This is a genomic window from Rehaibacterium terrae, assembly GCF_014202935.1.
GTDB lineage: Bacteria > Pseudomonadota > Gammaproteobacteria > Xanthomonadales > Xanthomonadaceae > Rehaibacterium > Rehaibacterium terrae.
The window spans coordinates 147,131-172,943 of the sequence record NZ_JACHHX010000003.1; the positions used below are offsets into that span (position 1 = coordinate 147,131).

The 25,813-nt window shown below is 70.8% G+C and carries 23 protein-coding genes; 15 read left to right on the forward strand and 8 right to left on the reverse strand.

Features of this window, described 5'->3' with window-relative positions; translation table 11 throughout:
* Positions 1-3: 3 nt before the first annotated feature.
* From HNQ58_RS03140 to HNQ58_RS03165, 6 genes are all read left to right on the forward strand, one after another.
* Positions 4-525, forward strand: a complete 522-nt coding sequence (locus HNQ58_RS03140; protein WP_183947330.1) for a TRAP transporter small permease — start codon at positions 4-6, stop codon at positions 523-525.
* A gap of 3 nt (positions 526-528) precedes the next feature.
* Positions 529-1,812 carry a TRAP transporter large permease gene (locus HNQ58_RS03145; protein WP_183947331.1) on the forward strand — a complete coding sequence of 428 codons (1,284 nt, stop codon included), beginning with the start codon at positions 529-531 and terminating at the stop codon, positions 1,810-1,812.
* A 60-nt stretch (positions 1,813-1,872) separates the two neighbouring features.
* A complete protein-coding gene (locus tag HNQ58_RS03150; protein WP_183947332.1) occupies positions 1,873-2,937 on the forward strand; it encodes a LacI family DNA-binding transcriptional regulator in 1,065 nt (354 codons plus the stop codon).
* Positions 2,938-3,105: 168 nt separating this feature from the next.
* Complete coding sequence (gene kduI / locus HNQ58_RS03155) at positions 3,106-3,951, forward strand: 5-dehydro-4-deoxy-D-glucuronate isomerase (protein ID WP_183947333.1); 846 nt, start codon at positions 3,106-3,108, stop codon at positions 3,949-3,951.
* A 162-nt stretch (positions 3,952-4,113) separates the two neighbouring features.
* On the forward strand, positions 4,114-4,869 hold the full coding sequence (gene kduD / locus HNQ58_RS03160; protein WP_183947334.1) for a 2-dehydro-3-deoxy-D-gluconate 5-dehydrogenase KduD: 756 nt from the start codon (positions 4,114-4,116) through the stop codon (positions 4,867-4,869).
* A gap of 83 nt (positions 4,870-4,952) precedes the next feature.
* On the forward strand, positions 4,953-5,381 hold the full coding sequence (locus HNQ58_RS03165) for a cupin domain-containing protein (RefSeq protein WP_183947335.1): 429 nt from the start codon (positions 4,953-4,955) through the stop codon (positions 5,379-5,381).
* Positions 5,382-5,472: 91 nt separating this feature from the next.
* Here HNQ58_RS03165 and HNQ58_RS03170 read toward each other — a convergent pair whose 3' ends face one another.
* Positions 5,473-5,700, reverse strand: a complete 228-nt coding sequence (locus HNQ58_RS03170) for a hypothetical protein (RefSeq protein ID WP_183947336.1) — start codon at positions 5,698-5,700, stop codon at positions 5,473-5,475.
* 64 nt (positions 5,701-5,764) lie between these two features.
* Between HNQ58_RS03170 and HNQ58_RS03175 the strand changes: the two genes are divergently transcribed.
* On the forward strand, positions 5,765-6,541 hold the full coding sequence (locus HNQ58_RS03175) for an SDR family oxidoreductase (protein WP_183947337.1): 777 nt from the start codon (positions 5,765-5,767) through the stop codon (positions 6,539-6,541).
* A gap of 104 nt (positions 6,542-6,645) precedes the next feature.
* On the forward strand, positions 6,646-7,185 hold the full coding sequence (locus HNQ58_RS03180; protein ID WP_183947338.1) for a BPSL1445 family SYLF domain-containing lipoprotein: 540 nt from the start codon (positions 6,646-6,648) through the stop codon (positions 7,183-7,185).
* A 379-nt stretch (positions 7,186-7,564) separates the two neighbouring features.
* Here the strand turns inward: HNQ58_RS03180 and HNQ58_RS03185 are convergent, their stop codons facing one another.
* Positions 7,565-8,137 carry a DUF4124 domain-containing protein gene (locus HNQ58_RS03185; protein WP_183947339.1) on the reverse strand — a complete coding sequence of 191 codons (573 nt, stop codon included), beginning with the start codon at positions 8,135-8,137 and terminating at the stop codon, positions 7,565-7,567.
* Positions 8,138-8,217: 80 nt separating this feature from the next.
* Between HNQ58_RS03185 and HNQ58_RS13590 the strand changes: the two genes are divergently transcribed.
* Complete coding sequence (locus HNQ58_RS13590; RefSeq protein ID WP_183947340.1) at positions 8,218-9,807, forward strand: amidohydrolase family protein; 1,590 nt, start codon at positions 8,218-8,220, stop codon at positions 9,805-9,807.
* A gap of 87 nt (positions 9,808-9,894) precedes the next feature.
* On the opposite strand, the gene HNQ58_RS03195 is transcribed toward HNQ58_RS13590, so the two are convergent.
* From HNQ58_RS03195 to HNQ58_RS03215, 5 genes are all read right to left on the reverse strand, one after another.
* Positions 9,895-11,637 (reverse strand): hypothetical protein, encoded by a 1,743-nt coding sequence (locus tag HNQ58_RS03195; protein ID WP_183947341.1) that lies wholly within the window; start codon positions 11,635-11,637, stop codon positions 9,895-9,897.
* A gap of 576 nt (positions 11,638-12,213) precedes the next feature.
* The gene (locus HNQ58_RS03200; RefSeq protein WP_183947342.1) at positions 12,214-14,676 is read right to left on the reverse strand and encodes a DNA topoisomerase I; all 2,463 of its coding nucleotides are present in this window, start codon (positions 14,674-14,676) and stop codon (positions 12,214-12,216) included.
* Positions 14,677-14,855: 179 nt separating this feature from the next.
* The gene (locus tag HNQ58_RS03205) at positions 14,856-15,347 is read right to left on the reverse strand and encodes a DUF494 family protein (RefSeq protein WP_183947343.1); all 492 of its coding nucleotides are present in this window, start codon (positions 15,345-15,347) and stop codon (positions 14,856-14,858) included.
* A 38-nt stretch (positions 15,348-15,385) separates the two neighbouring features.
* The gene (dprA, locus tag HNQ58_RS03210) at positions 15,386-16,537 is read right to left on the reverse strand and encodes a DNA-processing protein DprA (RefSeq protein ID WP_425504142.1); all 1,152 of its coding nucleotides are present in this window, start codon (positions 16,535-16,537) and stop codon (positions 15,386-15,388) included.
* A 50-nt stretch (positions 16,538-16,587) separates the two neighbouring features.
* Positions 16,588-17,745, reverse strand: coding sequence for a LysM peptidoglycan-binding domain-containing protein (locus HNQ58_RS03215; RefSeq protein WP_183947345.1), 1,158 nt, complete (start codon positions 17,743-17,745; stop codon positions 16,588-16,590).
* Between the two features lie 138 nt (positions 17,746-17,883).
* Here HNQ58_RS03215 and def point away from each other — a divergent pair, with 138 nt between their 5' ends.
* The 3 genes from def to rsmB are packed head-to-tail and all read left to right on the forward strand — an operon-like array spanning position 17,884 to position 20,635.
* On the forward strand, positions 17,884-18,390 hold the full coding sequence (def, locus tag HNQ58_RS03220; protein WP_183947346.1) for a peptide deformylase: 507 nt from the start codon (positions 17,884-17,886) through the stop codon (positions 18,388-18,390).
* Between the two features lie 11 nt (positions 18,391-18,401).
* Entirely contained in the window at positions 18,402-19,322 is a 921-nt protein-coding gene (fmt, locus tag HNQ58_RS03225) for a methionyl-tRNA formyltransferase (RefSeq protein ID WP_183947407.1), read from the forward strand.
* Entirely contained in the window at positions 19,319-20,635 is a 1,317-nt protein-coding gene (gene rsmB, locus HNQ58_RS03230; protein ID WP_183947347.1) for a 16S rRNA (cytosine(967)-C(5))-methyltransferase RsmB, read from the forward strand. The genes fmt and rsmB overlap by 4 nt, the downstream gene beginning before the upstream one ends.
* A gap of 247 nt (positions 20,636-20,882) precedes the next feature.
* Here rsmB and HNQ58_RS03235 read toward each other — a convergent pair whose 3' ends face one another.
* On the reverse strand, positions 20,883-21,677 hold the full coding sequence (locus HNQ58_RS03235) for a glycosyltransferase family 2 protein (protein ID WP_183947348.1): 795 nt from the start codon (positions 21,675-21,677) through the stop codon (positions 20,883-20,885).
* Between the two features lie 86 nt (positions 21,678-21,763).
* On the opposite strand from HNQ58_RS03235, the gene HNQ58_RS03240 reads away from it, so the two are divergent.
* The 3 genes from HNQ58_RS03240 to HNQ58_RS03250 all read left to right on the forward strand — a co-directional run bounded on the left by HNQ58_RS03240 (position 21,764) and on the right by HNQ58_RS03250 (position 25,720).
* Positions 21,764-22,789, forward strand: a complete 1,026-nt coding sequence (locus tag HNQ58_RS03240) for a glycosyltransferase (RefSeq protein WP_183947349.1) — start codon at positions 21,764-21,766, stop codon at positions 22,787-22,789.
* A gap of 97 nt (positions 22,790-22,886) precedes the next feature.
* The gene (trkA, locus tag HNQ58_RS03245; RefSeq protein WP_183947350.1) at positions 22,887-24,266 is read left to right on the forward strand and encodes a Trk system potassium transporter TrkA; all 1,380 of its coding nucleotides are present in this window, start codon (positions 22,887-22,889) and stop codon (positions 24,264-24,266) included.
* Complete coding sequence (locus HNQ58_RS03250; RefSeq protein ID WP_221301125.1) at positions 24,263-25,720, forward strand: potassium transporter TrkG; 1,458 nt, start codon at positions 24,263-24,265, stop codon at positions 25,718-25,720. Before trkA ends, HNQ58_RS03250 begins: the two co-directional genes overlap by 4 nt.
* The last annotated feature ends 93 nt before the right edge of the window (positions 25,721-25,813 follow it).

Genomic DNA, 25,813 nt, shown 5'->3' on the forward strand with positions numbered 1-25,813 from the left:
CAGATGACCGACACCGCCTCCGCCACCCCCGACCGCGACGCCCTCGGTCGCGCCCTCGACATGCTGGCACGGCTGGCCATCGCGCTCGCCGCCGCCGCCCTGCTCGGCCTGGTCGTGGTGCAGGGCTGGCAGGTTTTCGCCCGCTACCTGCTCAATGCCTCGCCGAGCTGGACCGAGCCGGTCACGCTGCTGCTGCTGGCCACGGCGATGGGCTTCGGCGCCGCGGCCGGCGTGCGCGACAACCGTCACTTCGGCTTCTTCCTGCTGGCCGAGGCGGCCGGCCCGCGCGGACGCCGGCTGTTCGAGCTGCTCGGCGCGGCGGTGATGCTGCTGCTCGGCATGGCGATCGCCGGCTGGAGCGCGCGACTGCTGCTCGACGGCTGGGACGTGCGGCTGGCCGGCGCGCCGTTGCCTCAGAGCATCAATTTCCTGCCACTCGCGCTCGGCGGCGCGCTGATCGCGCTGTTCGCGCTCGACCGGCTGCGGCGGGCATGGCGTCCACGCGCCGCGGCCGGGGAGGGCTGAGCGATGGCCACGGCGATCCTCTTCCTGGTCTTCGCCGTACTGCTGCTGGCCGGCGTGCCGGTGGCCTTCTCGCTCGCGGCCGCCGCACTGGCCACCCTGGTCTACCTCGATCTGCCGCTGGTGGTGCTGGTGCAGCAGCTCGGCGCCGGCATCGGCTCGGCCACGCTGATCGCGATCCCGTTGTTCATCTTCGCAGGCGAGATCATGCTGCGCGGTGGCATCTCCGAGCGGCTGATCGGCCTGGCGGCGGCGCTGGTCGGCCGGCTGCGTGGCGGGCTCGGCCAGGTCAGTGTGCTGTCCTCGCTGTTCTTCGGCGGCGTGTCCGGCTCCGCGATCGCCGACGTCTCGGCGGTCGGCGGCACGATGATTCCGCAGATGGTCAAGCGTGGCTACGACCGCGACTACGCTGTCAATGTCAGCATCACCGCCGCGCTGGTCGCGCTGCTGGTGCCGCCCTCGCACAACCTGATCCTGTACTCGGCCGCGGCCGGCGGCGGCATCTCGATCATCGAACTGTTCGCGGCCGGCATCGTGCCAGCGCTGATGATGACGGTGGCGATCATGTTCACCGGCTGGGCGGTGGCGCGCCGGCGCGGCTACGGCACCGAGGCCTTCCCCGGCTTCCATGCCGTGCTGGTGCGGCTGGTGGCGGCACTCCCGGGCCTCGGCCTGGTGGTGCTGATCTTCGTCGGCATCCGCGCCGGCATCTTCACCGCGGTCGAGAGCGCGGCGATGGCGGTGCTGTACGCGCTCGCCGTCACCGCGCTGATCTACCGCGGCATGGGCGTGCGCACCTTCCTGGATACCGTGGTGCACGCGGCGCGCACCACCGGTGCGATCCTGTTCGTGATCGCGTCGGCGGCGGCATTCGGCTGGCTGCTGGCCTACCTGCAGGTACCGGCGGCGGCGGTCGAGCTGCTGCAGGCGGTCGCAAGCGACCGACTGACTGTGCTGCTGCTGATCATCCTGCTGCTGCTGGCGCTGGGCACCTTCATGGATCTGGCGCCGATGATCCTGATCTGCACGCCAATCTTCCTGCCGGTGGCGCGCGCCTACGGCATCGATCCGGTGCACTTCGGCCTGGTGCTGGTGCTCACCGGCGGCATTGGCCTGGTGACCCCGCCGGTCGGCTCGGTGCTGTTCATCGGCACAGCGATCGGCAAGATCGGCGTCGGCGAATGCATGCGCACGATCTGGCCGTTCTGGCTTGCTGCACTGGGTGTGCTGCTGATCGTGGCCTTCTTCCCCGGGTTGTCGCTCTGGCTGCCGGGGCTGTTGCGGCCGTGACCGGCGCCGGGCGTCGGTGCGGACGCTAGAATCGGACGCCCAGCTCTCCACGGACCGGCCATGGCCACGCGAAAGCCTCCGGACACTAGCACGCCCGCCGACAAGCCGACCCCGCCCGGCAAGGTCGCCACCATCAACGACATCGCGCGCCTGGCCGGAGTCTCGAAGAAGACCGTGTCGCGGATCATCAACCGCTCGCCGCTGGTCCACAAAGACACCCGCGAGAAGGTCGAGGCGCTGATGCGCGAGGTCGGCTACGTACCCGACCCGATGGCACGTGGTCTGGCGTTCCGCCGCGCCTTCCTCATCGGCATGGTCTACGACAACCCGACCGCGCAGTACATCGTCGACATGCAGTACGGCGCGCTCGACGCCCTGCGCGATTCCGGCTTCGAGTTGGTCGTGCACCCCTGCGACACCCGCAGCACCGGCTATATCGACGGCGTGCGCCGCTTCGTCCAGCAGCAGAAACTGCACGGCGTAATGCTGGTGCCACGAGCATCCGACGATCCGGCGCTCGCGCGGATGCTGGAGGAGATCGGCTGCCGTTACAGCCGCATCGTGCCGGTCGCCGACGACCCCACCGACGGCCGCCTGGTGGTGACCCATGACCGCGACGGCGCCGCCGAGGCCGCCGACTACCTGCAGACACTCGGGCATCGCGACATCGCCGTGATCACCGGCCCGCTGAGTTACCGCTCGGCGGTGGAGAGGACTGCCGGTTTCGTCGAGACCCTGGCCGCGCGTGGCATCGGCATCCCGAAGGCGCGCATCGTCGAGGCCGGTTACACGTTCGAATCCGGCGTGGTTGCGGCCGAGAAGCTGTTGGCGGGCAGGAAGCGGCCTACCGCGATCTTCGCCGAGAACGACGAGATGGCTGCTGGCGTCTACAAGGTGGCCATGCGCGCCGGCATCAACATTCCGCGTGACCTGGCGGTGATCGGCTTCGACGACAGCCCGCTGGCCTCGCGGCTGTGGCCCTCGCTGACTTCGGTGCGCCGGCACACACGTGACACCGGGCGGATCGCCGCGACCATGCTGATCCGCGCCGACGGCGACGCCATGCGGGCGGCGAGCGTACGGCCGCACCTGATCGTGCGCGACTCCTGCCAGCCGCCGCGCTGAGTGCGTCCTCCTCGCGGCTGACGCCGCTCCTGCACGCGGGCCCCCGCTCGGTCGCCTCGTCGCGGCACGGAATGACACCGGTTTCCTGAGTCGCTACACTCGACCCGAGCCCCGTTCCACCGGGCGCCGCGCCCGTGCCCTCGCGCCCACCTTGCCAGGAGTCCCGCGATGTTCCGCAAGACCTACCACGCTACCCATCCCGACATGATGGCCGGCGTCAGCAACCAGCAGTTGCGCGACCGCTACCTCATCGACGGACTGTTCCATACCGACCGGATCACGCTCGACTACCTGCATTACGAGCGTTTCGTGATCGGCGGCGCGGTGCCGGTCGACCGCCCGCTCAGTCTGCCGACGCAGAGTGAGCCGGCATCGGCCGCCGGTCAGCCGTTCCTGCAGCGGCGTGAGCTGGGCGTGGTCAACGTCGGTACCGGTATCGGCACGGTGCGCGTCGACGGCCGGGAGTATGCGCTGGTGCCGAAGGACGGTCTGTATGTGCCGATGGGCAGCGCCGAGGTGGTATTCGCCTCTGCCGATCCGGCCAATCCGGCGCGCTTCTACCTCGTCTCGACGCCGGCGCACGCCCGCCACGAGACCGTGCACATCTCGATCGAACGGGCAGTGCCGCTGGAGCGCGGCGCGCTGGAGACTTCCAACGAGCGCACCATCTACCAGTACATCGTTCCGGCTACCTGCAAGTCGTGCCAGCTGCTGCTCGGCCTGACCATCCTGAAGTCCGGAAGCGTCTGGAACACAATGCCGCCGCACCTGCACGACCGTCGCTCGGAGGTCTACTTCTACTTCGACCTCGCCGACCAGAAGGTAATGCACTTCATGGGTGAGCCACAGGACATGCGCCACATCGTGGTTGCCAACGAGGAGGCCGTGGTGTCGCCGCCGTGGTCGATCCACATGGGCTCAGGCACCAGGAACTACTGTTTCATCTGGGCGATGGGCGGCGAGAACCTCGACTACACCGACATGCACCAGCTCGATATCTGCCAGCTCAAGTGAAAAGCACTCATGGAGAGAGCGGAAAACAACAGGAGGACTCGGAGAGTTTTCAATCGATCCTACTCCGTGTCCTCCGCTTCTCTCCCTTACTCCGTGTGTGTTGTTGCTTCCGGGTTTTTCAGTCGCGTACGCAGGTGCGCACTTGCAGCGTGAGGACGTGAGATGAGCCATCCATTCGATCTTACCGGCCGGGTCGCACTGGTCACCGGGGCCAATACCGGCCTGGGCCAGGGCATGGCGATCGCGCTGGCCGAGGCCGGTGCCGACATCGCCGCCGCCGGTATCACTCCGGCCACCGACACCGGCGAGAAGGTGCGTGCCCTGGGTCGCCGCTTCGTCAACATCGAGGCCAACCTCGGCAGCATCGAGCCGATCCCGCGCATCGTCCAGGAGACGCTCGCCGGGCTCGGCCGGCTCGACATCCTGGTCAACAACGCCGGCCTGATCCGCCGCGCCGATGCGGTCGATTTCACCGAAAAGGACTGGGACGAGGTGATGAACGTCAACCTCAAGTCGGCATTCTTTCTGTGTCAGGCCGTCGGCCGGCATTTCATCGCCGAAGGTCGCGGCAAGATCGTCAACATCGCCTCGATGCTGTCCTTCCAGGGCGGTATCCGCGTGCCCTCATACACCGCCAGCAAGTCCGGCATCGCCGGCATCACCCGCCTGCTCGCCAACGAGTGGGCGGCAAAAGGTGTCAATGTCAACGCCATCGCGCCGGGCTACATGGCCACCGACAACACCGCCCAGCTGCGCGCCGACGCCAAGCGCAGCGCCGAGATTCTCGGCCGCATCCCGGCCGGGCGCTGGGGCGAGCCGGCCGACCTCGGCGGTGCGGTGGTGTTCCTCGCCAGCCGCGCCTCCGACTACGTCAACGGCATCGTGCTGCCGGTCGACGGCGGCTGGCTGGCGCGCTGAGGCCGTCCAGATCGAGGCCTGCCCACTCCGTGAGCGCTGTCGCTGCCGACGCTTCGAGATCCATACCGGAGCGGAGAACGGTCATGCCCCGTATCAATGCCGTTCTTTCCGCCGTGACGCTCTCCGTCGTCGCGCCGGTCACGGCGCAGGCGCCGGCACGCAGCGATTCCCATGTCGAGAACGAGCGCGACATCGCCGTCGGCCAGCCAGGCCCGCACGCAGGCGATGGCACGACCACGGCGTATCCGTTCTTCGAACACGCCGCTGGCCTCGACATCGTGTTCCGCAAGCGCGCCCTGCACGCCGGCGCCAGCATCGGCGAGCACGTCAACGACAAGGACGAGGTCTACTACGTGCTCAGCGGTCGCGGCCTGCTTCGCCTGCAAGGCGTCGAGCGCGAAGTCGGGCCCGGCGACGCCATCCTCACCCGCGACGGCGACAGCCACGCCCTGCGCCAGACCGGCGACGAGGACCTGGTGATCTTCATCGTCTACCGCCGGCCTGTGCGGTAGTTTCAGGAATCGGAAATCGGAAAAACCCAGGGCCTTTCCGATCGAGCACGACGAAGCCGAGCGGCTGATCTCCGATTCCCGATCTCCGCCCTCAATCTCCGCTCGCGGCCTCGATCTGCTCACGCCGCCGCTCGGCGGCGTCCAGCGCCTGCCGCTCGACGGCGCGCGCGCGTTCCTGCGGCGCCAGGATGGCCTCGCGCAACCGGGTGGCGGTCTGCGGGCGTTCGGGCGGGTTGGGCGGTGGCGGCGGGTCGGCGCAGGCGCACAGCGCCAGGGCGACGGTGGGCGGCAGCAGGGCGTGGCGGATCGTGCGGCGCATGGGCGGCTCCGATGGCGCAGGCCTGCGGCTATGCTAACGCCGCCGACCCGAACGAGGATTTCGCATGAACCCGCATCGCTGGAGGCTGGATGGGCAGGTCGCGCTGGTGACCGGCGCCAGCTTCGGCATCGGCCGCGCTATCGCCGCCGAGCTGCTGGCCTTCGGCGCCGACGTGCTGCTGGCGGCGCGCGACGCCGACCATCTGGAAACCGCCCGCACCGAGCTGGAGGAGGAGTTCCCCGGCCGCGCCGTGCGCGCCTTCGCCGGCGACCTCGCCGACGGCGAGCAGCGTCGCGAGCTGTTCGACTGGGTGGAGGACCTGGGCTGCGGGCTCAACATCCTGGTCAACAACGTCGGCAACAACCACAGCCGCGCGGCGATGGACTACGCCGAGGACGAATGGCGCGCGCTGTTCGAGACCAATTTGTTCTCGGCCTGGGAGCTGAGCCGCTACGCCTACCCGCTGCTGACCCGCCACGCGTCCTCGAGCATCGTCAACATCGGCTCGGTCTCCGGCCTGACCCATGTGCGCACCGGCGCCGTGTACGGCATGAGCAAGGCGGCGCTGCATCAGCTCACGAAAAACCTCGCCTGCGAATGGGCCGGCGACGGCATCCGCGTCAACGCGGTCGCGCCCTGGTACATCCGTACCCGCCGCACCTCGCCCAAGCTGGCCGAGCCCGACTACTACGAGGAAGTGATCGCGCGCACGCCGATGGGCCGTGTCGGCGAGCCGGAAGAAGTCGCTGCGGCGGTGGCCTTCCTGTGCCTGCCGGCGTCGAGCTACATCACCGGCGAATGCATCGCCGTGGATGGCGGTTTCCTGCGCTACGGCTTCTGAATCGATGCGCTCACATCGCTGAATCGCCGGTTCATGCATGCCGGCGGGCGTTCAGCTTGGCCGGCGATACTCGCCATCACAGGCACGGAAAAGGAGGCCTTTGCATGAACAAGCTTCTGATCGCTCTGTTCGCCGTCGCGCTGCTCGCCCTGGGCCAAACGGGCCATGCCGCCGACGCCCGCACCATCGACAAGCGCGTGCAGGAGACCCTGCAGAACCTGTACCGGCATGCGCCGGCGCTGCGCCCGGTGGTGAACAACGCCGCCGGCGTGCTGGTGTTCCCGCGCGTCTACAAGGCCGGCATCGGCATCGGCGGCGACTACGGCGAGGGTGCGTTGCTCGAAGGTGGCCGCACCACCGGCTACTACAACATCGTCTCCGGCTCGGTCGGTTTCCAGCTCGGCGCGCAGCGCCGCGCGCAGATCATCGTCTTCACCGATCGCGACGCCCTGGCCAGGTTCAAGGCCACCAACGGCTGGAAGGCCGGCGTCGACGCCAGCGTGGTGCTGGTCGATCTCGGCGCCGCCGGCAACATCGACACCAACACCGCCCGCGAGCCCGTGCTCGGCTTCGTGCTCGGCGAGAAGGGCCTGATGTACAACGCGACGCTGGAGGGTTCCAAGATCACCCGCATCCAGCGCTGACGCACGGGTGCCGCAGCCCGGGCGCCCGGGCTGTGAGGCCGGATCGCGCCGGAGCGCGTCCGGGCTGCGGCGCCCGCCCGGGCGGATGCGTCCGGTGCCGCATCACCTTGCTGCGATCCGCCACACACAGGGTCCTCTCCCCGAGGGGAGAGGGCAGCGTGCGCCACACGCAGGGGCGCTCTCCGGCAACGTGGCGGGTCGTGCGCGGAGCGCACGCCACGAGAGCTGGTCGCGAAACCCGCACCTGTTCAACCTGGCCGACCTGCACGCTACCGCGCCGGGATCCCGTCCTTCCGTCGCGACCAATGCGCGAGGCAGCATGGACCCCGGCCTTGCGCCGGAATGACGGTGCTCCGATGCTCTTTCCCGGGTCCCGGCCCTACCTGCAATACCGAGCCACGATATCCACCCGCCGCGCGAACTCGGCCTCCGCCTGCGCGCGGGTGTCGCTGAAGGCGAAGCGCAGGTCGCGCTCGGCCTCGGCGCGCAGGAAGCGCCAGCGCGCGCAGGCCGCGGCATCGTCCAGGCGCCGGCAGGTGTCGCGTACCCACTGGCAGGCGGCGGCCTGCTCGGGCGGCAGGCCGCGCATGTCCCAGCCCAGCACCGCCAGTGGCACGCAGCGCGGGATCGTTTCGCCGGTTTCACTGTCGTAGGTCTTGCCGTCCCAGGTCTGGCATTCCCACAACGGCGGCGGCGACAGCGCCGCCTGTGGTTCGGGCGGCGGTGCAGGGGCGGGTGCCGGCCCGGGCTCGGCGGGCGGCGGTACTGGCGGTACCAGCGATGTTGGCGGCGGCCGCGCGGGCTCCAGCGGCCGCTCCAGTTCGCGCCGCTCCTGCCGCTGGCCGGACGGGCAGGGCTGGTCCTGCAGGCTGACCAGGCCCTCGTCGTCGACGCAGCGGTACACCGTCACCGGCTGGGCCTGTGCGAACAGCCACACGCCCGCCAGCAGCAAAGCCGTTATGCTCCGGAGCGTTTTCGCCGCCATGCGGACATTGTCCGCCCGGCGTCCTGCATCCGCCACCGGAGACCCGCATGAAACGCCTGCTGCTCACCGCCGCCCTCGCGCTCGCACTGCCCGTGCAGGCCGCGATTCCGCCCGCGCCGGACCGCCGCGAGGGCGACGGTCCCTACCCGCAGCTGATCCTGCGCGGCGTGACGCTGATCAACGGCACCGGCGCGCCGGCCTACGGCCCGGTCGACATCGTCATCGAAGGCAACCGCATCGCCGAGGTGCGCAGCGTCGGCAGCCCCGGCGCGCCGATCGACCCGGCGCGCCGGCCCAGGCTGGCCGAAGGCGGCCACGAGATCGACCTGTCCGGGCATTACGTGATGCCCGGCATCGTCGACATGCACGGCCACATCGGCGGCCGCGACCAGGGCACGCCGGCCGAGTACGTCTACAAACTGTGGCTGGGCCACGGCATCACCAGCGTGCGCGACCCCGGCTGCGGCAACGGTATCGACTGGTGCGTGAGCGAGATGCGTCGCAGCGAGCGCAACCAGATCACCGCGCCGCGCATCTTTCCCTACGCCTTCTTCGGCCAGGGCCGCGCGCGGCCGATGCTGCGGCCGGAGGAAGCGCGCGAGTGGGTGCGCGACATGAAGCGCCGCGGCGCGCTCGGCATGAAGTGCTTCGGCTACCGCCCCGACATCCTCGAAGCCGCCTTCGACGAGCTGCGCAAGCAGGGCATGGGCAGCGCCTGTCACCACGCCCAGCTCGACGTCTCGCGCGTCAACGTGCTCACCACCGCACGCTGGGGCCTGACCACCATGGAGCACTGGTACGGCCTGCCCGAGGCACTGTTCGACGGCCAGACCGTGCAGGACTACCCGGCCGACTACAACTACATGAACGAGCAGCACCGCTTCCACCAGGCCGGCCGGCTGTGGGCGCAGGCAGCGGAGAAGGGCAGCGACAAGTACGAGACGGTGATCAAGGAACTGCTCGCGCTCGACCTGACCATCGACCCCACCTTCAACATCTACCAGGCCACCCGCGACCTGATGCGCGCCCGCCGCGCCGAGTGGCACGACGACTACACCCTGCCCGCGCTGTGGGACTTCTTCCGCCCCAACCGCGACAGCCACGGCAGCTTCTTCTTCGACTGGGGCAGCGAGGAGGAGACCGCCTGGAAGGACAACTACCGGCGCTGGATGGCCTTCGTCAACGACTACAAGAACCGCGGCGGCCGCGTCACCGTCGGTTCCGACTCCGGCTACATCTACAAGACCTACGGCTTCGGCACCATCGAGGAGATGGAGCTGCTGCGCGAAGCCGGCTTCCACCCGCTGGAAGTGCTGCGCGCCGCCACCCTCCACGGCGCCCAGGCCCTCGGCGCCGCCGACCGCATCGGCAGCATCGAACCCGGCAAACTCGCCGACCTCGTCATCCTCGACGAAAACCCCCTCGCCAACCTCAAGGTGCTCTACGGCACCGGCCACATCCGCCTGGGGCCCGACGGCCAACCCACCCGCGTCGGCGGCGTGAAGTACACCGTCAAGGACGGCATCGTCTTCGACGCCCGCGCACTGCTCGCCGACGTGCGCCGGATGGTGGCGGAGGAAAAGGCCAAGCGGGGGATTACGACCTTGCCGCAGCCGGGGACGGCGGGGGACGAGTGAGGCGGAATTGCACAGACGTTACTCGACCGAACGCAGAAGGCCGGCGAATCGCCGGCCTTCTGCGCTTGCATCGGGCTTGCCCCGAACTCAGGGTAAATCCACGGTCTGGTGCAGTTCGATGCCGCGTTCGGTGAATTCGATGCGCATGTCCATGCGCTGGAACAGGTTGGCGTAGACGGTGCGCAGGGTGTCGGCTTCGCGGGCCATGCGGGTGTTGAGGGCTTCGAGCTTGGCGCGGGTTTCGGCGTCGGCGTCGGCGGGCAGGTCGGCGGCCTGCCGGGCCATGAGGTCGGCGAGCAGGGTGTAGAACCGCGCGCTGGCGCCGATGACCAGCAGGGGTTGTTCGGCGGCGTTCGATTGCAGGGCCCTGGCGAGCCTGGTCTGTTCGCCTTCGCCGAGGCTGAGGGCGAGGGTGTGTTCGCTCATCGCGGCGTGCAGCGGGGCGTCGATGGGCTGGTTGGGCAGGGGCGGCAGGGCGCGGACTTCGCCGTCGGGCACGAGGCCGGCGCCGGCGATCTGCGGGGCGACGCTCTGGGCGAGGCCGAGCAGGGCGGCGGGGTTGTCGGAGCCGAGGGTGAGGACGGCGGCGATGTCTTCGGGCAGGCCGCCCTCGCCAAGCGTCAGTTTCGTCAGCGCGATGTGGAAGCCGCGGAACACCGGGGCGGCCATGAACAGGCCGGGGTTGGTCGCGGCCTGCCGGGCCTGGGCGAAGCCGTCGTTGAGCGGCTTGAGCGCGTCGCACTGCCACGGGGCGTCGCCGGCCTGTTTGGCGAAGCCGTGGACGACCTCGGGCAGGGCGGCGAGTTTGAGGCTGAGGCCGAAGTGGACGAGGGTGTCGCCATCGACGGCGGGCAGGCCCGGCATCGGGGCGCGCAGTTTCATCAGCGCCTGGGCGATGTCGGTGCGGGTTTCGATGACGCCGCGGGCGGCGGCGTGGCGGGCGTCCAGCGCGGTGTAGCCGAAGCTCATGCGCGGCCAGGCGGCGGCGAGCGCGGCGAACTCGCCGCGGCAGGTGGCGTCGAGGCTGGGCTTGGTGAGGCCGATGGCGGCGAGGAAGGCGGCCTGGATGGCGTCGGGCTCGCCGGTGGTGGCGTCGAGCAGGCGCGCGCTGTCGATGTAGCCGGAGACGAAGTCGATGTAGCCGAACTCGCGGTTGAGCGCGTGCAGGCCGCGGCTGTCGGCCAGCGAGCGCGCCGGGCGGTCGAGGCCGAGGATCTGCCGCTGCACGGCGCGGTCGGCGGTACGCGGCAGCAGGCTGATGACGAGGTGGTCGCCGACGATGGCGATCAGGCCGGCGAGCGGGGCCTCGGGCGGCGCGTAGGTCCAGGTGGCCGCGCCGTCGATGTCGGCCGCGTTGGCCAGGTCGCCGGCGGCGTCGGCGAGGCGGCCGAGGAAGGCGTGCATCTTCGCGGCGTCGGCGAGCTCGATGCGGGCGACCGGCAGCAGGCCGAGGCCGTAGACGGCCATCTGCGCCTGCATGGAGAGGCCGAGGTCGGTGTAGGCCTGCATCGGTGTTTTGCCGGCGAACTCGCCTTCGATCGCATCGAGCACGGCGAGCAGGCGCGGGTCGCTGTCGGGCTTGTCGGCCAGCATCGCGCGCAGGTCGGCGAACTGGTTGGCGTAGACCTCGCCCATCGCAGCCATCTGCGCCTCCCACTGCGCGATGGCGGCCGGCGGCGGTGGGTTGGTGCTGGCGAACACGAAGGGCGTGTCGGCCGGAACGAAGGCCAGCGGGGCGTCCGGATCGATCCGGTCGCGGCCGAGGTACCACCAGGTGCCGGCGGCGGCGATGGCGGCCAGCAACAACAGCAGCAGGAGGGTCTTGCGCATCGGGGAACTCCTTTTCACGGCGACGAAAGGCGCCATGCTACCGGCCCGGCCGGGCGGTCGTCATCCATGCGGGGCGCTGTAGAGCCCTCCCCTTCAAGGGGAGGGTTGGGTGGGGATGGCGTGCGGGCTCGCGGATGACGTCGCGAACACCACCCCCACCCCAGCCCTCCCCCTGAGGGGGAGGGAGAAAATGCAGCCGCCTCGAAGCCCTCTCGCGCTCGCTGGGAAGCGGTTGGGATGAGGGCTCGCCCGCTGCGGGGGTAGGCCTTCGCTTCTCTCGGTCGGCGGAGCGACTCACGACCCTGATCGCATCGACCCGGCCGCCCTCGCGACCTTCTCCGGGCAGGGGCACGTGGCGGCGGCGCTGTCGAGCCCTCCCTTTCAAGGGGAGGGTTGGGTGGAGATGGTGTGCGGGCTCGCGGATGACGTCGCGAACACCACCCCCACCCCAGCCCTGCCCTGAGGGGGAGGGAGAAGAGCGCAGTCGGCGTGACGCGCCTCCCGCACAGCGGGGCGGGAGAAGGATGCGGTTGTCTTGCCGCCCTCGCCCGCAGGCGCGGGAGGGCGGTGGGCCTGTCAGACGGCGGTCTTGCGCGCGCGAGTCTTCCTGGCCGGCGCCTTCTCGGTGGCGGCTTTCTTCGTCGGGGCTTTCCTGGCCGCGGCCTTCCTGGTGGCCGCCTTCTTGGCCGGGGCCTCGGCCTTGCCGGTGGTCTTCTTCGCCGCGGCCTTCCTGGCACCGGCGCCCTTGCGGACGGGCTTGCCGGTCTCGGCCAGGATGGCCCGGCACTCCTCCAGCGTCAGCGTGGCCGGTTCGCGATCCTTGGGGATCTTGCCGTTCTTCTCGCCGTCGGTGATGTAGGGGCCGAAGCGGCCGTTGAGCACCTGCACGGTGCTGCCCTCGAAGGCCTTGATGATGCGGTTGGCGGCGATCTCTTCCTTCTCGCGGATCAGCGCCAGGGCGCGGTCGAGCCCGAGGGTGTAGGGATCGTCTTCCTTCTTCAGCGAGGCGTAGGTCTTGCCACGCTTGACGAAGGGGCCGAAGCGGCCGATGCCGACGCTGACTTCCTCGCCCTCGTGCTCGCCCAGCACGCGCGGCAGCTTGAACAGCTCCAGCGCCTCTTCCAGCGTGATGGTGTGGATGCTCTGGCCGGGGCGCAGGCTGGCGAAGCGCGGCTTGTCCTCGTCGTCCTTGCTGCCGATCTGGGCGAACGGCCCGTAGCGGCCCAGGCGCACGCTCACCGGCTTGCCGCTGGCCGGGTCGATGCCGAGCTCACGGGCACCGCTGGCCTCGGCGCGGTCGACGGTCTCGGCCTTCTCGTCCACCAGCGCCTTGAACTCATCCCAGAACCGCTCCAGCAACGGCACCCAGGCCTCCTCGCCGCGCGAGACGGCGTCGAGCTCGTCCTCCAGCTTGGCGGTGAAGTCGTAGTCGACATAGCGGGTGAAGTGGCCGGTGAGGAACCTGGCCACGGCGCGACCGACGTCGGTGGGACGGAAGCGGCGGCTGTCGAGGTAGACGTAGTCGCGGTTGAGCAGGGTCTGGATGATGCTGGCGTAGGTGGACGGGCGGCCGATGCCGTACTCCTCCAGCGCCTTGACCAGCGAGGCCTCGGAGTAGCGCGGCGGCGGCTCGGTGAAGTGCTGGTCGGTGCGGATGCCACCCAGCGGCACCATGTCGCCGGGCTTCATCGGCGGCAGCTTGCGGCCCTCGTCCTCGTCCTCGGCGGTCTTCTGGTCCTTGCCCTCCTCGTACACGGCGAGGAAGCCGGGGTCGACCACGGTGGTGCCGGAGGCGCGGAAGGCGTGTTCGCTGCCGCAGGCCAGCTCGACCGAGACGGTGTTGAGGGTGGCCGGCACCATCTGGCAGGCCACGGCGCGCTTCCAGATCAGTTCGTAGAGGCGGCGGGCGTCGTCGTCGAGATACTTGGCGACGCTGGCCGGGGTGCGCAGGGCCGAGGTCGGCCGGATCGCCTCGTGGGCTTCCTGTGCGTTCTTGGACTTGGTCTGGTAGAGGTTGGGCTTGTCCGGCAGGGCATGGGTGCCGAAGTCGCGGGCGATCACGTCGCGCAGCTCGGCGATGGCCTCGGCGGAGAGGTTGACCGAGTCGGTACGCATGTAGCTGATCAGGCCGACCGTGCCCTCGTCGCCCAGCGCCACGCCCTCGTAGAGCTTCTGCGCCACGCGCATGGTGCGCGAAGTGGAGAAGCCGAGCTTGCGGGCGGCTTCCTGTTGCAGGGTGGAAGTGATGAACGGCGGTGCCGGACGGCGCTTGCGCTCCTTGCTCTGCACGTCGGTGACGCGCAGGGCGTTGCCGCCGGCGGCGGCGAGGCGGGCACGGGCGGCCTCGGCGTCCTTGCGGTTGGTGAGGTCGAACTGCTCGAACTTCTTGCCGTCGAGCTTGACCAGGCGCGCGCTGAAGACGCCTTGCGGGTGGACGAGTTCGGCTTCGACGGTCCAGTACTCGCGGGGCTGGAAGGCTTCGATCTCCTCCTCGCGCTCGACGATCATGCGCAGCGCCGGCGACTGCACGCGGCCGGCGGACAGTCCGCGCTGCACCTTGCGCCAGAGCACCGGCGACAGGTTGAAGCCGACCAGGTAGTCGAGCGCGCGGCGGGCCTGCTGGGCATCGACCAGCTCGCTGGCGATGGCGCGCGGGTGGGCGATGGCCTCCTGGATGGCGCGCGGGGTGATCTCGGTGAACACCACCCGGTGCAGCGGCTTGCCCTCGAGCAGGCCGCGCTCGCGCAGGATCTCGGCGATGTGCCAGGAGATCGCCTCGCCCTCACGGTCCGGGTCGGTGGCCAGGTACAGGGCCTCGGCCTGCCTGGCGGCCTTGGCGATCGCCTCGACGTGTTTCTCGTTCTTGTCGATCAGCGTGTAGTTCATGGCGAAGCCGCGCGTCGGGTCGACCGCGCCCTCCTTCGGCACCAGGTCGCGCACGTGGCCGTACGAGGCCAGGACCTGGAAGTCCTTGCCGAGGTACTTGTTGATCGTCTTGGCCTTGGCGGGCGACTCGACGATGAGGAGGTTCTTGGCCATGGGTCGGGATACTCCGCCGCCTCCGTGAAGGCCGCGCAAAGAAGGCGACGCCCGCGGGGCCGCGGGCGTTGGGTCTATTTCAGTGGAGCCACTCGGGCGGGCGGTGTCAAGCTCAGGGCCCCGGCGGGGTGGCCATGGCGCCCGGCCGGACAACGCAGGCAGGGCGCCGGGCCGGCCAGTCAGTGCACCGGCTCGGGCTCGTCCTCGAACATCTGGCTCTCCATCCAGGCGTAGGCCGCCTCGGACCCCGGCTGGTTGAACAGCACCATCAGCACCACCCACTTGAGGTCGTCCAGATCGATCTCGTCCTGGTCCAGGGCCATGGCCCGGTCCAGCACCAGTTCGCGCTGGTGGGCATCGAGCACGCCGTTGTGCTCCAGGAACATCAGGAAGCCCCGGCAGTCCCCGTCGAGCCGGGCCAGCTCGGGCTCGGCATACACGCGCACCGGGCCGTCGCCGGCGCGCGGTGCTCCGCCGGACGGACGCTGGTTCGCCAGTGCGTCCAGCCAGTCGAAGGCCTTGCTGATTTCCGCGGGGGAGAAACCGGCCTGGGTCAGCTCGCTGAGCAGGGGGCCGTTGCGGAGGGAGTCGCGGTCGCGGACGGCGTCGGGGTCGTCGTAGAAGTAGTGTTCGAACAGGTAGAGCAGTACGTCGAGAATATTCTCTTTCATCACCCTCTGCCTGCGCCGGCTGCGGCGCGTGGGGGAGGTCAGGGCCTCCGGGCGTAGCGGCCGTGATCGGCGGTCACCAGGCCCTCGAGTTCCATGAGCAGGAGCATGGAGGACAGGACACCCACCGTCAATCCTGTGCGCCCGGACAGTTCGTCCAGCCCCGCCGGGTCGTGCCCGAGGGCATCCCAGAGGCGCTGGTAGTCGGGGTCGGCGGGCAGTTTGACCGCCGCCGATGTCTGCGCGGTGAACGTGGGGGCGGCCGCCGCGGCAGACAAGCGCCCGCGCAGTGCCTCGGCCAGCTCGGCGGCGACCGGGGCCAGGGCCTGGACCACTTCGCCGGCCTCCTCGACCAGCGCCGCGCCCTGCCGGATCAGCGCGTGACAGCCGCGCGCCAGCGGGTTGTGGATCGAGCCGGGCACGGCGAACACCTCGCGGCCGGCCTCGCCGGCCAGGCGGGCGGTGATCAGCGCCCCGGAGCGGGTGGCGGCCTCGACCACCAGCACGCCCAGCGCCAGCCCGGCGACGATGCGGTTGCGGCTGGGGAAGTGCTCGCGGCGCGGGCCGGTGCCGGGCGGGTGCTCGCTGACCAGGCAGCCGTGGGCGGCGATGCGCGCGGCCAGCTCGCGGTGGGCGCCGGGGTAGACCTGGTCCGGGCCGGTGCCCATGACGGCCACCGTCGCGCCGCCGCCGGCCAGCGCGCCGAGGTGGGCGGCGGCGTCGATGCCGCGCGCCAGTCCGCTGGCGACGGTCAGCCCGGCCTGGGCGAAAGCCCGGGCGAAGGCGTGGGCGTTGTCGGCGCCGGTGGCGGTCGGCGAGCGGCTGCCGACGATGGCGACCTGCGGGTGCCAGAGCCAGTCGGGATCGCCCACCACCCACAGCGCCGGCGGCGGACTGGGGATGCGCCGCAGCAGGGCGGGGTAGTCGGGGCTGTCCCAGCCGATCAGGTGGTGGCCGGGCTGGGCCAGCCAGTCGCGGTCGCGGGCCAGCCGGTCCGGGTCGGGCGCGCGCAGCCGCGCGACGGCGTCCTCGTCGAGGCCGGCCGCGCGCCAGGCGCGTGGACCGGCGGCCACGGCCGCCTCGGCATCGCCATGCACTTCGACCAGCCGGCGCAACGCGGCGCGTCCGCCGGCCGCGCGCAGCAGCAGCGGCCAGGCGGGGAGTGCGCTGTCGTGGGGCATGGCGGCGGCCATCCGTGGACGCGGGACGGAAGGCCCGGGCGGGCCTTTCACCAAGAAGGGGCTCAGCGGGTGGCGTCGGGGTGCTTGAGCACGTCGCCGACACGGGCCGGGCGGATGCCGTCCATCACCAGGCCATAGCTGACCTTGTCGAAGGTGCGGAACACCATCACCGTGCCGACGTAATCGTCCGGCAGCCGCACCCGGTCGCCGTCCTGGCTGGCCGGATGGCGGTTGCGGACCCGGTCCTTGGCCAGGGTGCCGGGGTGCCAGATCGAGAAGACGGTGCCGTTCTCGATGCCGTCCGCGCGGCCGCCGGACAGGGCGACCACGTAGCGTGGGCCGGCGCCCATCAGGCCGTCGGCGACCGACAGGATCTGCATCCGGCCGTAGTCGTGCTGGCGCTTGGGCGGATGCGGGTAGAACTGCAGGTCGAACGGTCGCGGCTCGATGCGGACCAAGCGGTCGCCCTCGCGCACCTCGCGGTCCTGGTCCATCAGCAGCAGGGTGGTGACGTCGATGCCGGCGCCTTCGCTGCGAGTCACCTGGGCGGTGCTGATTTCCATCAGCTCGATGCCGAGCTCGACGCGGTCGCGGTTGTAGTAGTTGACCTCGCGCCAATGGGCCTCCCAGTCGCGGCGGTAACGGTCGCCACGGAAATCCAGCTCGGTGGCGCGTCCCAGGTGCGAGCCGCCACCCTGGCGCTTGCTGATGTGGTAGCGCTGGGTGGGCCGCACGACGGCGTACAGGTCGCCGGGCCGGGCGCCGGCGATGCCGCGGGCGTAGATCACCTCGCCGCCGGCGGTGCGCAGGCGCTCCTCTTCCAGCGCCACCACGTGCGGCAGGCCGTCGATGCTGTCGACCACGCGCAGCTTGCGCAGGAACGGCTCGACCTCGGACAGCGGGATCGTGTCGATCGGCAGCTCGTCGCTGCGCGCCTGCGGGCCGCGTTCGGCGGTCAGCCGCGGCTGGCCGCGCAAGTAGGCCAGGCTGATCACGTCGCCCGGATAAATCAGGTGCGGATTCTCGATCTGCGGATTGGCCTGCCAGATTTCCGGCCACAGCCACGGTTTTTCGAGAAAACGGGCGGCGATATCCCAGAGGGTGTCGCCCTTGCGGACGACGTAAGTATCGGGATGGTCCCGGCGCAGGTCCGCCGCCAGGGTGAAGGATCCGAACGTGAGCAGCGCCACGGCGCCGATTCTCAGAATCTTGTCAAGCATGGCGGCCATCTACCTGATTCCCCGGGCAGGTGTTTCGGACTATAGCCCAACTGTCATGCAAGCGGAATGCAAGCCCCAGGGCGTTACAATGGGGTTCTGAAACCTTGCAGGGCGCCACGACGCCCCCACATATCCGCCATGGCCAAGCTCACCATCCTGGAATTCCCCGATCCGCGCCTGCGGACCGTCGCCAAGCCGGTCGAGCGCGTGGACGACGCCCTGCGGCGGCTGATCGACGACATGTTCGAAACCATGTATGCCGCTCCCGGGATCGGTCTGGCCGCGACGCAGGTCGACGTTCACCAGCGCCTGCTGGTGCTCGACGTATCCGAGGACAAGAGCCGGCCAATGGTCTTCATCAACCCGGAGATCGTCGCCAGCGAGGGCACCGAGGTCTGCCAGGAGGGCTGCCTGTCGGTGCCGGGCATCTTCGCCGACGTCAAGCGCGCCGCGCAGGTCACCGTGCGCGCGCTCGACCGCGACGGCCGGCCGTTCGAGATCGTCGCCGACGGCCTGCTGGCGGTGTGCATCCAGCATGAGATGGACCACCTCGCCGGCAAGCTGTTCGTCGATTACCTCTCGCCGCTCAAGCGCGAGATGGTGCGCAAGAAGCTGGCCAAGCAGCGGCGCGGCGAAGCGGCCTGATGGGGGCGCCCTTGCGGCTGGTCTTCGCCGGCACGCCGGAGTTCGCCGTCCCCAGCCTGCACGCCGCGACCCGCGGCGGCGACGTGCTGGCGGTGTACACCCAGCCCGACCGCCCGGCCGGGCGCGGCCGCCAGCTCATGCCCTCGCCGGTCAAGCGCGCCGCGCTGGCGCTGGGCATCGAGGTGCGCCAGCCCGAGAGCCTGCGCCATGCCGAGACGCGCGAGGCCCTGCGCGCCCTGCGGCCGGACCTGATGATCGTGGTCGCCTACGGCCTGATCCTGCCGCAGGCGGTGCTGGACATCCCGCAGCACGGCTGCTGGAACGTCCACGCCTCGCTGCTGCCGCGCTGGCGCGGCGCCGCGCCGATCCAGCGCGCCATCGAGGCCGGCGACGCCGAGACCGGCGTGTGCCTGATGCGGATGGAGAAGGGCTTGGACACCGGCCCGGTGCTGCTGTCGCAGGCCACGCCGATCGGTCCGGACGACACCGCTGGCGACTTGCACGACCGGTTGGCCCAGCTCGGCGCGCAGGTGCTCGCCGACGGCCTGCGCCTGCTTGCCGATGGCCGTCTGCCACCTGCCCGGCCACAGCCGGCCGAGGGTGTCACCTACGCCCACAAGCTCGACAAGGCGGAAGCGAAGCTCGACTGGGCCGCATCCGCCGAGGCGTTGGCGCGCAAGGTGCGCGCCTACCACCCGTGGCCGGTCGCCGAGGCGACGCTGGCCGGCGAGCGCATCCGCATCCACGCCGCCCGGCCGCTCGCCCTGGCGCACGGCCGGGCGCCCGGCGAAGTGGTCGCCGCCTCCGCCGACGGCATCGACGTCGCCTGCGGCGAAGGCGCGCTGCGCCTGCTGCGCGTGCAGCGCGAGGGCGGGCGGCCGGTATCGGCTGCCGATTACCTCAACGCCCGCCCGTCGCTGAGGCAGGGATGAGCCGGGCCGCACCCGGCGCCGCCACACGTGTGTTGGCGGCGCGCATCCTCGCTGCCGTGCTGTGGCACGGCCATTCGCTCAAGGCCGAGCTGGCGCGGCAGTTGCCGACCCTGGCCGATCCGCGCGACCGCGCCCTGGTCGAGGCGATCTGCTTCGAGGTGCTGCGCTGGCGGCGCCGCTACGAGTACGTGCTGTCCGCGTGGCTGCCGCGCCCGCTGCCGGCGCGCGACCGCACCGTGCAGGCGCTGCTGCTGGCCGGGCTGGCCCAGCTCGACGCCCTGCGCCTGCCGGCGCACGCCGCGCTCGCCGCCACCGCCGAGGCCGCGCGCGGGCTGCGGCGCCCGAACCTGGTCGGGCTGGTCAACGCCGTGCTGCGCCGCGCCACCCGCGAGGCCTGGCCGATCGCCGGCGCCGAAGGCATCGACCTCAGCCACCCCGACTGGCTGATCGACCGCCTGCGCGCCGACTGGCCCGGGCGCGTCGCCGCCCTCCTCGACGCCGGCAACCGCCCGGCGCCGATGTGGCTGCGGGTGAACCCGCGCCACGGCACCCGCGCCGACTACCTCGCACGGCTGGCGCAGGCCGGCATCGAGGCGATCGCGCCGGACGTTCCCGCGCACGCCATCCGCCTCGACGAACCACTGCCGACCGCGCGCCTGCCCGGCTGGAACGAGGGCGCGCTGTCGATCCAGGACGGCGCCGCCCAGCTCGCCGCCGAAGCGCTCGCCGTGTGCGACGGCGAGCGCGTGCTCGACGCCTGCGCCGCCCCCGGTGGCAAGGCCGCGCACCTGCTCGAACTCGCGCCCGGCCTCGCGCTGACCGCACTGGACGTCGATGCCCAGCGTCTGGATCGCGTGCGCGATACCCTGCGCCGGCTCGGCCTGCTCGGCGGCAACACCAGGCTGAAGGTGGCCGACGCCGCCGACACCGCCGCGTGGTGGGACGGCACGCCGTTCGACGCCATCCTGCTCGACGCGCCCTGCTCGGCCACCGGCATCATTCGCCGCCAGCCCGACGTGAAATGGCACCGCCGCGAGGACGACATCGCCGCGCTGTGCACCGTGCAGGCGCGCCTGCTCGATGCGCTCTGGCCCACGCTCAAGCCGGGCGGCCGCCTGCTGTACGCCACCTGCTCGCTGCTGCGCGCCGAAAACGCCGAGCAGATCGCCGCCTTCCTCGCCCGCACCCCCGATGCCGTCGCGCAGCCGCTGGACGCGCGCTTCGGTCACCCCGACGGCGCCGGCCGCCAGCGCTTTCCCGGCGAGGACGGCATGGACGGCTTCTTCTACGCCCTGCTGCGCAAGTCCGGCTGAACCTGCGACGGCAGTACGCCCTGCGGCATCCGGCCAACCGCGGTCTGTCGGCGGCGCTCGCCATGGCCGGAGCACGAGGCGCTGCTGGCCGGGCTGGACACGAGCCTGAGGCTGGCGATTACCGAAGGGCGCCACTGGATGCTGCGCCAGTACCTGCGCCGGGGCTGGTGGGTACGGGCGGCGCGGTTGGCCTGGGCGCGTCACGACTGGACGCGGATGCCGCGAGCCGGGGCGGCGGCGACCTGAGTCAGGACGGGGGGCTGCCGTCGTCGCGCTGCCGGCGCAACAGCAGCCGGTACTTGTCGTAGACGTAGCCCGCCTGCGCCTTGTGGAAGCAGAAACCCTCGCGGCCGTCGAGGAAGCCGCCGCGCAGCAGGTAGTTCTTCAGCACATACGCGGTGCTGTGCAGCCACGGGTCGATCGGTAGCGCGTGGTAGCCCTGCGCCAGCCGTTCCTCGGCGAAGCCGCGGGCATTACGCTGCAGGCGCGCGCGGTGCTCCTCGACCGAGCGTGCGCTCTCGTGCTCGATGCGCGCCTTGTGGCGGCGGCGCTTGCGCCCGGCCAGGTGCAGGCGCTCGCCGTGGCGGGTCGGCACGTAGCGGCAGTCGGCGCGGAACAGCCGCGGCAGCCACTCGTTGCCCCAGCCGCCGAACTGCAGCGTGCGACCCAGGAAACGCGTGCGCCGCGGCAGCGACCACACGTCGGCGCGCTCGATGCGCCCGCTCTCGAACAACGCGGCGATGCGCTCGGGCGAGCTCGGCGCCAGCCACTCGTCGGCGTCGAGCATCAGCACCCAGGGCTGGGTGGCGCGCGAAATCGCAGTGTTCTTCTGCGCCGAGAAGCCCAGCCACTCCTGGTGCTCGACGCGCGCACCCTCGGCGCGGGCGATGGCGACGGTGGCGTCGTCCGAGCCGGCGTCGAGCACGATCACCTCGCGGCAGACCGGCCGCAGCGAGCGGATGCAGCGCGCGATGCGGTCTTCCTCGTTGAGGGTGATGACGACGCCGGACAGCGGGACGGGATGAGGCAGCCGGGCACGCATGGAAGGGTGGGCGGGTGGCACGGTTAAAGTATAGCGTTCGGCCCGCGCCGCCTCGGCGCGCCAGCATCCACGGAGCCACGCCGCGCATGCGGATCGTCCACTTGCTTCTCACCAGCCGCTTCGCCGGCACTGAGCGCCACGTGCTCGAACTGGCGGCGGCGCAGGCCGCCAATGGCCACGACGTCACGCTCGTCCTGCGCCACAAGGCGGCCCAGTCGCGTCCCGACGCGATCGCCCATCGCGTCGATCCGCGGGTGAAGGTGGAACTGGTCGCCGACTGGCTGTTCCGCTGGCCGGCGCGCCGTGACGCGGCGAGGCTGGTGAGGCGGTTGCGCCCGGACGTGGCGCATGCGCACTTGGGTTCGGCCTGCCGCGCGTTGCACGGACTGGGTGGTGTCTGCCTGCGCGTGGCTACGCTGCACATCGCCTACAAGCCGCACCACCACGACGGTCTAGACGGCCTGATCGCCATCGCGCCCTGGCAGTTGCCGACGATCCCCGCGCCACTGCGCGCGCATTCCACGCAGATCAACAACTGGACCGTGCCGCGCCCGCCTGCCGATGGCGCGCGCGAGCGGATCCGCGCCCTGTACGGCATCGCACCGGATGAATTCCTGTTCGGCGCGCTCGGCCGCGTCGAGAGTAGCAAGGGTTTCGACGTGCTGGTCGATGCATTCGCGCGCGTGGCGATTCCTGGCGCGCGCCTGGCCATCGTCGGCCAGGGCAAGGCATGGGAGTCGCTGCGGCGGCAGGCGCCCCCCGAGGTGGTGATGCCGGGTTTCGCCGACCGCCCCGAGGACTGGTTGGCGGCCTTCGACTGCTTCGTCAGCCCGTCTCGCTTCGAGCCGTTCGGACTGGTGCTGCTGGAGGCCATGCAGGCCGGCCTGCCGGTCGTGGCCAGCGCTAGCGAGGGCGCACGCCATCTGGCGCCCTACTTCGAGCAGCCGCTGGTGCCGGTCGGCGACGCCGACGCGCTGGCCGATGCCCTGGTCGCGATGCACGCCCGCGGTCGCCGGCGCTGCGAGTACCCGATGTCGCATTTCCGCATCGAGGCCAAGTGCGCCGAGGTGGAGGCGTTCTACCGCGAGGGTCTCGCGAGGCTCGGCCGCTGAAGGCGCTTTTTCGCATGCGGGCGGGCTAGAATCGCGGCCGTTCAAACCACGGGGCCGGCTGCCGCTACCGTTGGCGGGGGGGCTTCCAGGGGGCGCAATGAAAATCCTGATTCTCGGCGCCGGCCAGGTCGGCTCCTCGGTGGCCGCGGCACTGGCGTCGGAGAACAACGACATCACCGTGGTCGATACCGACGCGGCCAAGCTGCGCGAGCTGTCCGAGCGGCTGGACATCCGCACCGTCAACGGCCACGCCTCGTTGCCCAGCGTGCTCGGCCAGGCCGGTGCCGAGGATGCCGAGCTGGTGGTCGCCGTAACCTCCAGCGACGAGGTCAACCTGATCGCCTGCCAGGTCGCGCAGACCCGCTACCGCACGCCCACCCGGGTGGCGCGGGTGCGCGAGGCCGAGTACCTGGAGATCCCCAACCTCACCCACGGCGAGACCTCGGCGGTGAGCGCCGCGATCAGCCCCGAGCAGCTCGTGTGCCGTCATGTCGAGCGGTTGATCGAATATCCCGGCGCGCTGCAGGTGCTGGACTTCGCCAACGGACGTGCCCAGCTGGTCGGCGTGCGCGCGGTGGCCGGCGGCGCCCTGGTCGGGCACCAGATCAAGGAACTGCGCAGCCATCTGCCGGCCAGCGTGGACGCGCGGGTGGCGGCGATCTTCCGCGCCGGCCGGCCGGTCAAGCCCGAGGGCGGCACGGTGATCGAGGCCGACGACGAGGTGTTCTTCCTCGCCAACCGCCGCGACATCCCGCTGGTGATGAGCGAACTGCGCCGGGTGGACAGCAAGCGCGCCCGCCGCGTGTTCATCGCCGGCGGCGGCAACATCGGCCGCTCGCTGGCGCGCGCGCTGGAGAACCGCTACTCGGTGAAGATCCTTGAACGCAGCCGCGACCGTGCCAAACGCATCGCCGAGGACCTGGTCAACTCCATCGTGCTGGTCGGCGATGCCGCCGACGAGGAGTTGCTGCGCGAGGAGAACATCGACCAGACCGACGTCTACTGTGCGCTCACCAACGACGACGAGGCCAACATCCTGTCGGCGATGCTGGCCAAGCGCTTGGGCTGCTCGCGGGTGATGTCGCTGATCAACCGGCCGGCCTACGCCGAGCTGGTCGAGGGCGGGCCGATCGACATCGCGATCAGCCCGCAGCAGATCACCCTCGGCGCGCTGCTGGCGCACATCCGCGAGGGCGCGCCGGCGCGGGTGCACTCGCTGCGCCGCGGCGCGGCCGAGGCCATCGAGGCGGTGGCGCGCGGTGATGGCCGCACCTCGCGGGTGATCGGCCGCTCGCTGGACGAGCTGGAGCTGCCCGAGGCCGCCACCATCGGCGGCATCGTGCGCGGCGACCAGTTGCTGATCGCCCATCACGACGTGGTGATCGAACCGGAGGACCACGTCATCGTGTTCCTGATGGACAAGCGCCATCTGCCCGAGGTGAGTGCGCTGTTCCAGGCCGGAGCGACCTGGCTGTGAACCTGCGCCTGCGCGCCATCCTGCGGGTGCTGGGCATCATCGTCGCCCTGTCCTCGCTGTCCAAGCTGCTCCCGGGCGCGCTGGCGCTGGCGCTGGGCGAGGGCGACATCGCGCATGTGTTCTTCTCCAGTTTCGCGCTCACCGCGGCGATCGGCACCGCCTTGTGGTGGCCGCTGCGCAACGTGCACTACGAGCTGCGCCTGCGCGACGGCTTTCTGATCGTCACCATGACCTGGGTGCTGGCCAGTCTGGTGTCGGCGCTGCCGTTCATGTACGCGCCGCCGTACCTGAGCTTCAGCCACGCCATGTTCGAGGCCACCTCGGGGCTCACCACCACCGGCGCCACGGTGATCGCCGGCCTCGACGGCCTGCCGCGCAGCGTGCTGTTCTATCGCCAGCTGCTGCAGTTCCTCGGCGGCATGGGCATCGTCATCCTCGCGGTCGCCATCCTGCCGATGCTCAAGATCGGCGGCACCCAGCTGTTCCGCGCCGAGAGCACCGGCCCCAGCAAGGACGCCAAGCTCACCCCGCGCATCGCCGAGACCGCCAAGGCGCTCTGGGCGGTGTACTTCGGGCTGACGCTGCTGTGTGCAGGCGCGTACTGGGTGGCCGGCATGGACCTGTTCGACGCCATCTGCCACGCGATGAGCACGGTCTCCACCGCCGGCTTCTCGACCAAGGACGCCGCGCTCGACCACTGGGGCAGTCCGCTGATCGAGTGGGTGGCGATCGTGTTCATGATCGTCGGCGGCATCAACTTCGGCCTGCACTACGTCGCCTGGCGGCGCGCCAGCACCTCGGTCTACTACGGCGACTCGGAACTGCGCGCCTTCCTGCGCATCATCGCCGCCGCCACCGCCGTGGTGACCGCCGCGGTGCTGATCGGCGGCACCTTCGACGGCTTCGGCGAGGCCTTCCGCCGCGCCGCCTTCCAGACCGTCTCCAACCTCACCACCACCGGTTTCGTCACCGGCGGTTTCGACCAGTGGGCCGGCGTGGCGCCACTGTTGCTGATCTGCCTGGCCTTCATCGGCGGCTGCTCCGGTTCCACCGTCGGCGGGCTGAAGGTGGCGCGCGTGGTGATGCTGCTGCGACAGGGCTTCCGCGAGGTCAAGCAGCTGGTGCATCCCAAGGGCCAGTTCCTGGTCAAGATGGGCGGCAAGCGCGTCTCCGAGAGCGTGGTGCTGTCGGTGAGCGGCTTCATCGCGCTGTGGATGCTGTGCTTCGTCGTGCTGGTGCTGGCGATGAACCTCACCGGGCTGGACATCCTGAGCAGCTTTGGTGCCGCCGCAGCCACCCTGACCAACCTCGGCCCCGGTCTGGGCGAGGTCGCCGCCACCTGGAGCGGGGTCAACTACGGCGCCGTCTGGCTCGGCATCCTCGGCATGCTGCTCGGGCGCCTGGAAGTGTTCTCCGTGCTGGTGCTGCTGACGCCGCAGTTCTGGCGCGAGTAGGCGCCCTGCGATCGCGCCGCCGGCCGGCGGCTGGCTGCTGCGGACCGCGCCCTGCGTGCGTTGCAGCGACTGGGTGACCGGTGCGGCGGGAGC

Bases quoted from the DNA above. Each gene is read 5' to 3' on its own strand.
- HNQ58_RS03200 (WP_183947342.1), bottom strand. From the start codon at position 14,676: ATGGCCAAGAACCTCCTCATCGTCGAGTCGCCCGCCAAGGCCAAGACG.
- HNQ58_RS03235 (WP_183947348.1), bottom strand. From the start codon at position 21,677: ATGCGTGCCCGGCTGCCTCATCCCGTCCCGCTGTCCGGCGTCGTCATC.
- dprA (WP_425504142.1), bottom strand. From the start codon at position 16,537: ATGGCCGCCGCCATGCCCCACGACAGCGCACTCCCCGCCTGGCCGCTG.
- kduI (WP_183947333.1), top strand. From the start codon at position 3,106: ATGTTCCGCAAGACCTACCACGCTACCCATCCCGACATGATGGCCGGC.
- HNQ58_RS03240 (WP_183947349.1), top strand. From the start codon at position 21,764: ATGCGGATCGTCCACTTGCTTCTCACCAGCCGCTTCGCCGGCACTGAG.
- HNQ58_RS03170 (WP_183947336.1), bottom strand. From the start codon at position 5,700: ATGCGCCGCACGATCCGCCACGCCCTGCTGCCGCCCACCGTCGCCCTG.
- HNQ58_RS03145 (WP_183947331.1), top strand. From the start codon at position 529: ATGGCCACGGCGATCCTCTTCCTGGTCTTCGCCGTACTGCTGCTGGCC.
- HNQ58_RS03215 (WP_183947345.1), bottom strand. From the start codon at position 17,745: ATGCTTGACAAGATTCTGAGAATCGGCGCCGTGGCGCTGCTCACGTTC.
- kduD (WP_183947334.1), top strand. From the start codon at position 4,114: ATGAGCCATCCATTCGATCTTACCGGCCGGGTCGCACTGGTCACCGGG.
- HNQ58_RS03195 (WP_183947341.1), bottom strand. From the start codon at position 11,637: ATGCGCAAGACCCTCCTGCTGCTGTTGTTGCTGGCCGCCATCGCCGCC.
- HNQ58_RS13590 (WP_183947340.1), top strand. From the start codon at position 8,218: ATGAAACGCCTGCTGCTCACCGCCGCCCTCGCGCTCGCACTGCCCGTG.
- HNQ58_RS03140 (WP_183947330.1), top strand. From the start codon at position 4: ATGACCGACACCGCCTCCGCCACCCCCGACCGCGACGCCCTCGGTCGC.
- trkA (WP_183947350.1), top strand. From the start codon at position 22,887: ATGAAAATCCTGATTCTCGGCGCCGGCCAGGTCGGCTCCTCGGTGGCC.
- def (WP_183947346.1), top strand. From the start codon at position 17,884: ATGGCCAAGCTCACCATCCTGGAATTCCCCGATCCGCGCCTGCGGACC.
- HNQ58_RS03150 (WP_183947332.1), top strand. From the start codon at position 1,873: ATGGCCACGCGAAAGCCTCCGGACACTAGCACGCCCGCCGACAAGCCG.
- HNQ58_RS03205 (WP_183947343.1), bottom strand. From the start codon at position 15,347: ATGAAAGAGAATATTCTCGACGTACTGCTCTACCTGTTCGAACACTAC.
- HNQ58_RS03165 (WP_183947335.1), top strand. From the start codon at position 4,953: ATGCCCCGTATCAATGCCGTTCTTTCCGCCGTGACGCTCTCCGTCGTC.
- HNQ58_RS03175 (WP_183947337.1), top strand. From the start codon at position 5,765: ATGAACCCGCATCGCTGGAGGCTGGATGGGCAGGTCGCGCTGGTGACC.
- rsmB (WP_183947347.1), top strand. From the start codon at position 19,319: ATGAGCCGGGCCGCACCCGGCGCCGCCACACGTGTGTTGGCGGCGCGC.
- HNQ58_RS03180 (WP_183947338.1), top strand. From the start codon at position 6,646: ATGAACAAGCTTCTGATCGCTCTGTTCGCCGTCGCGCTGCTCGCCCTG.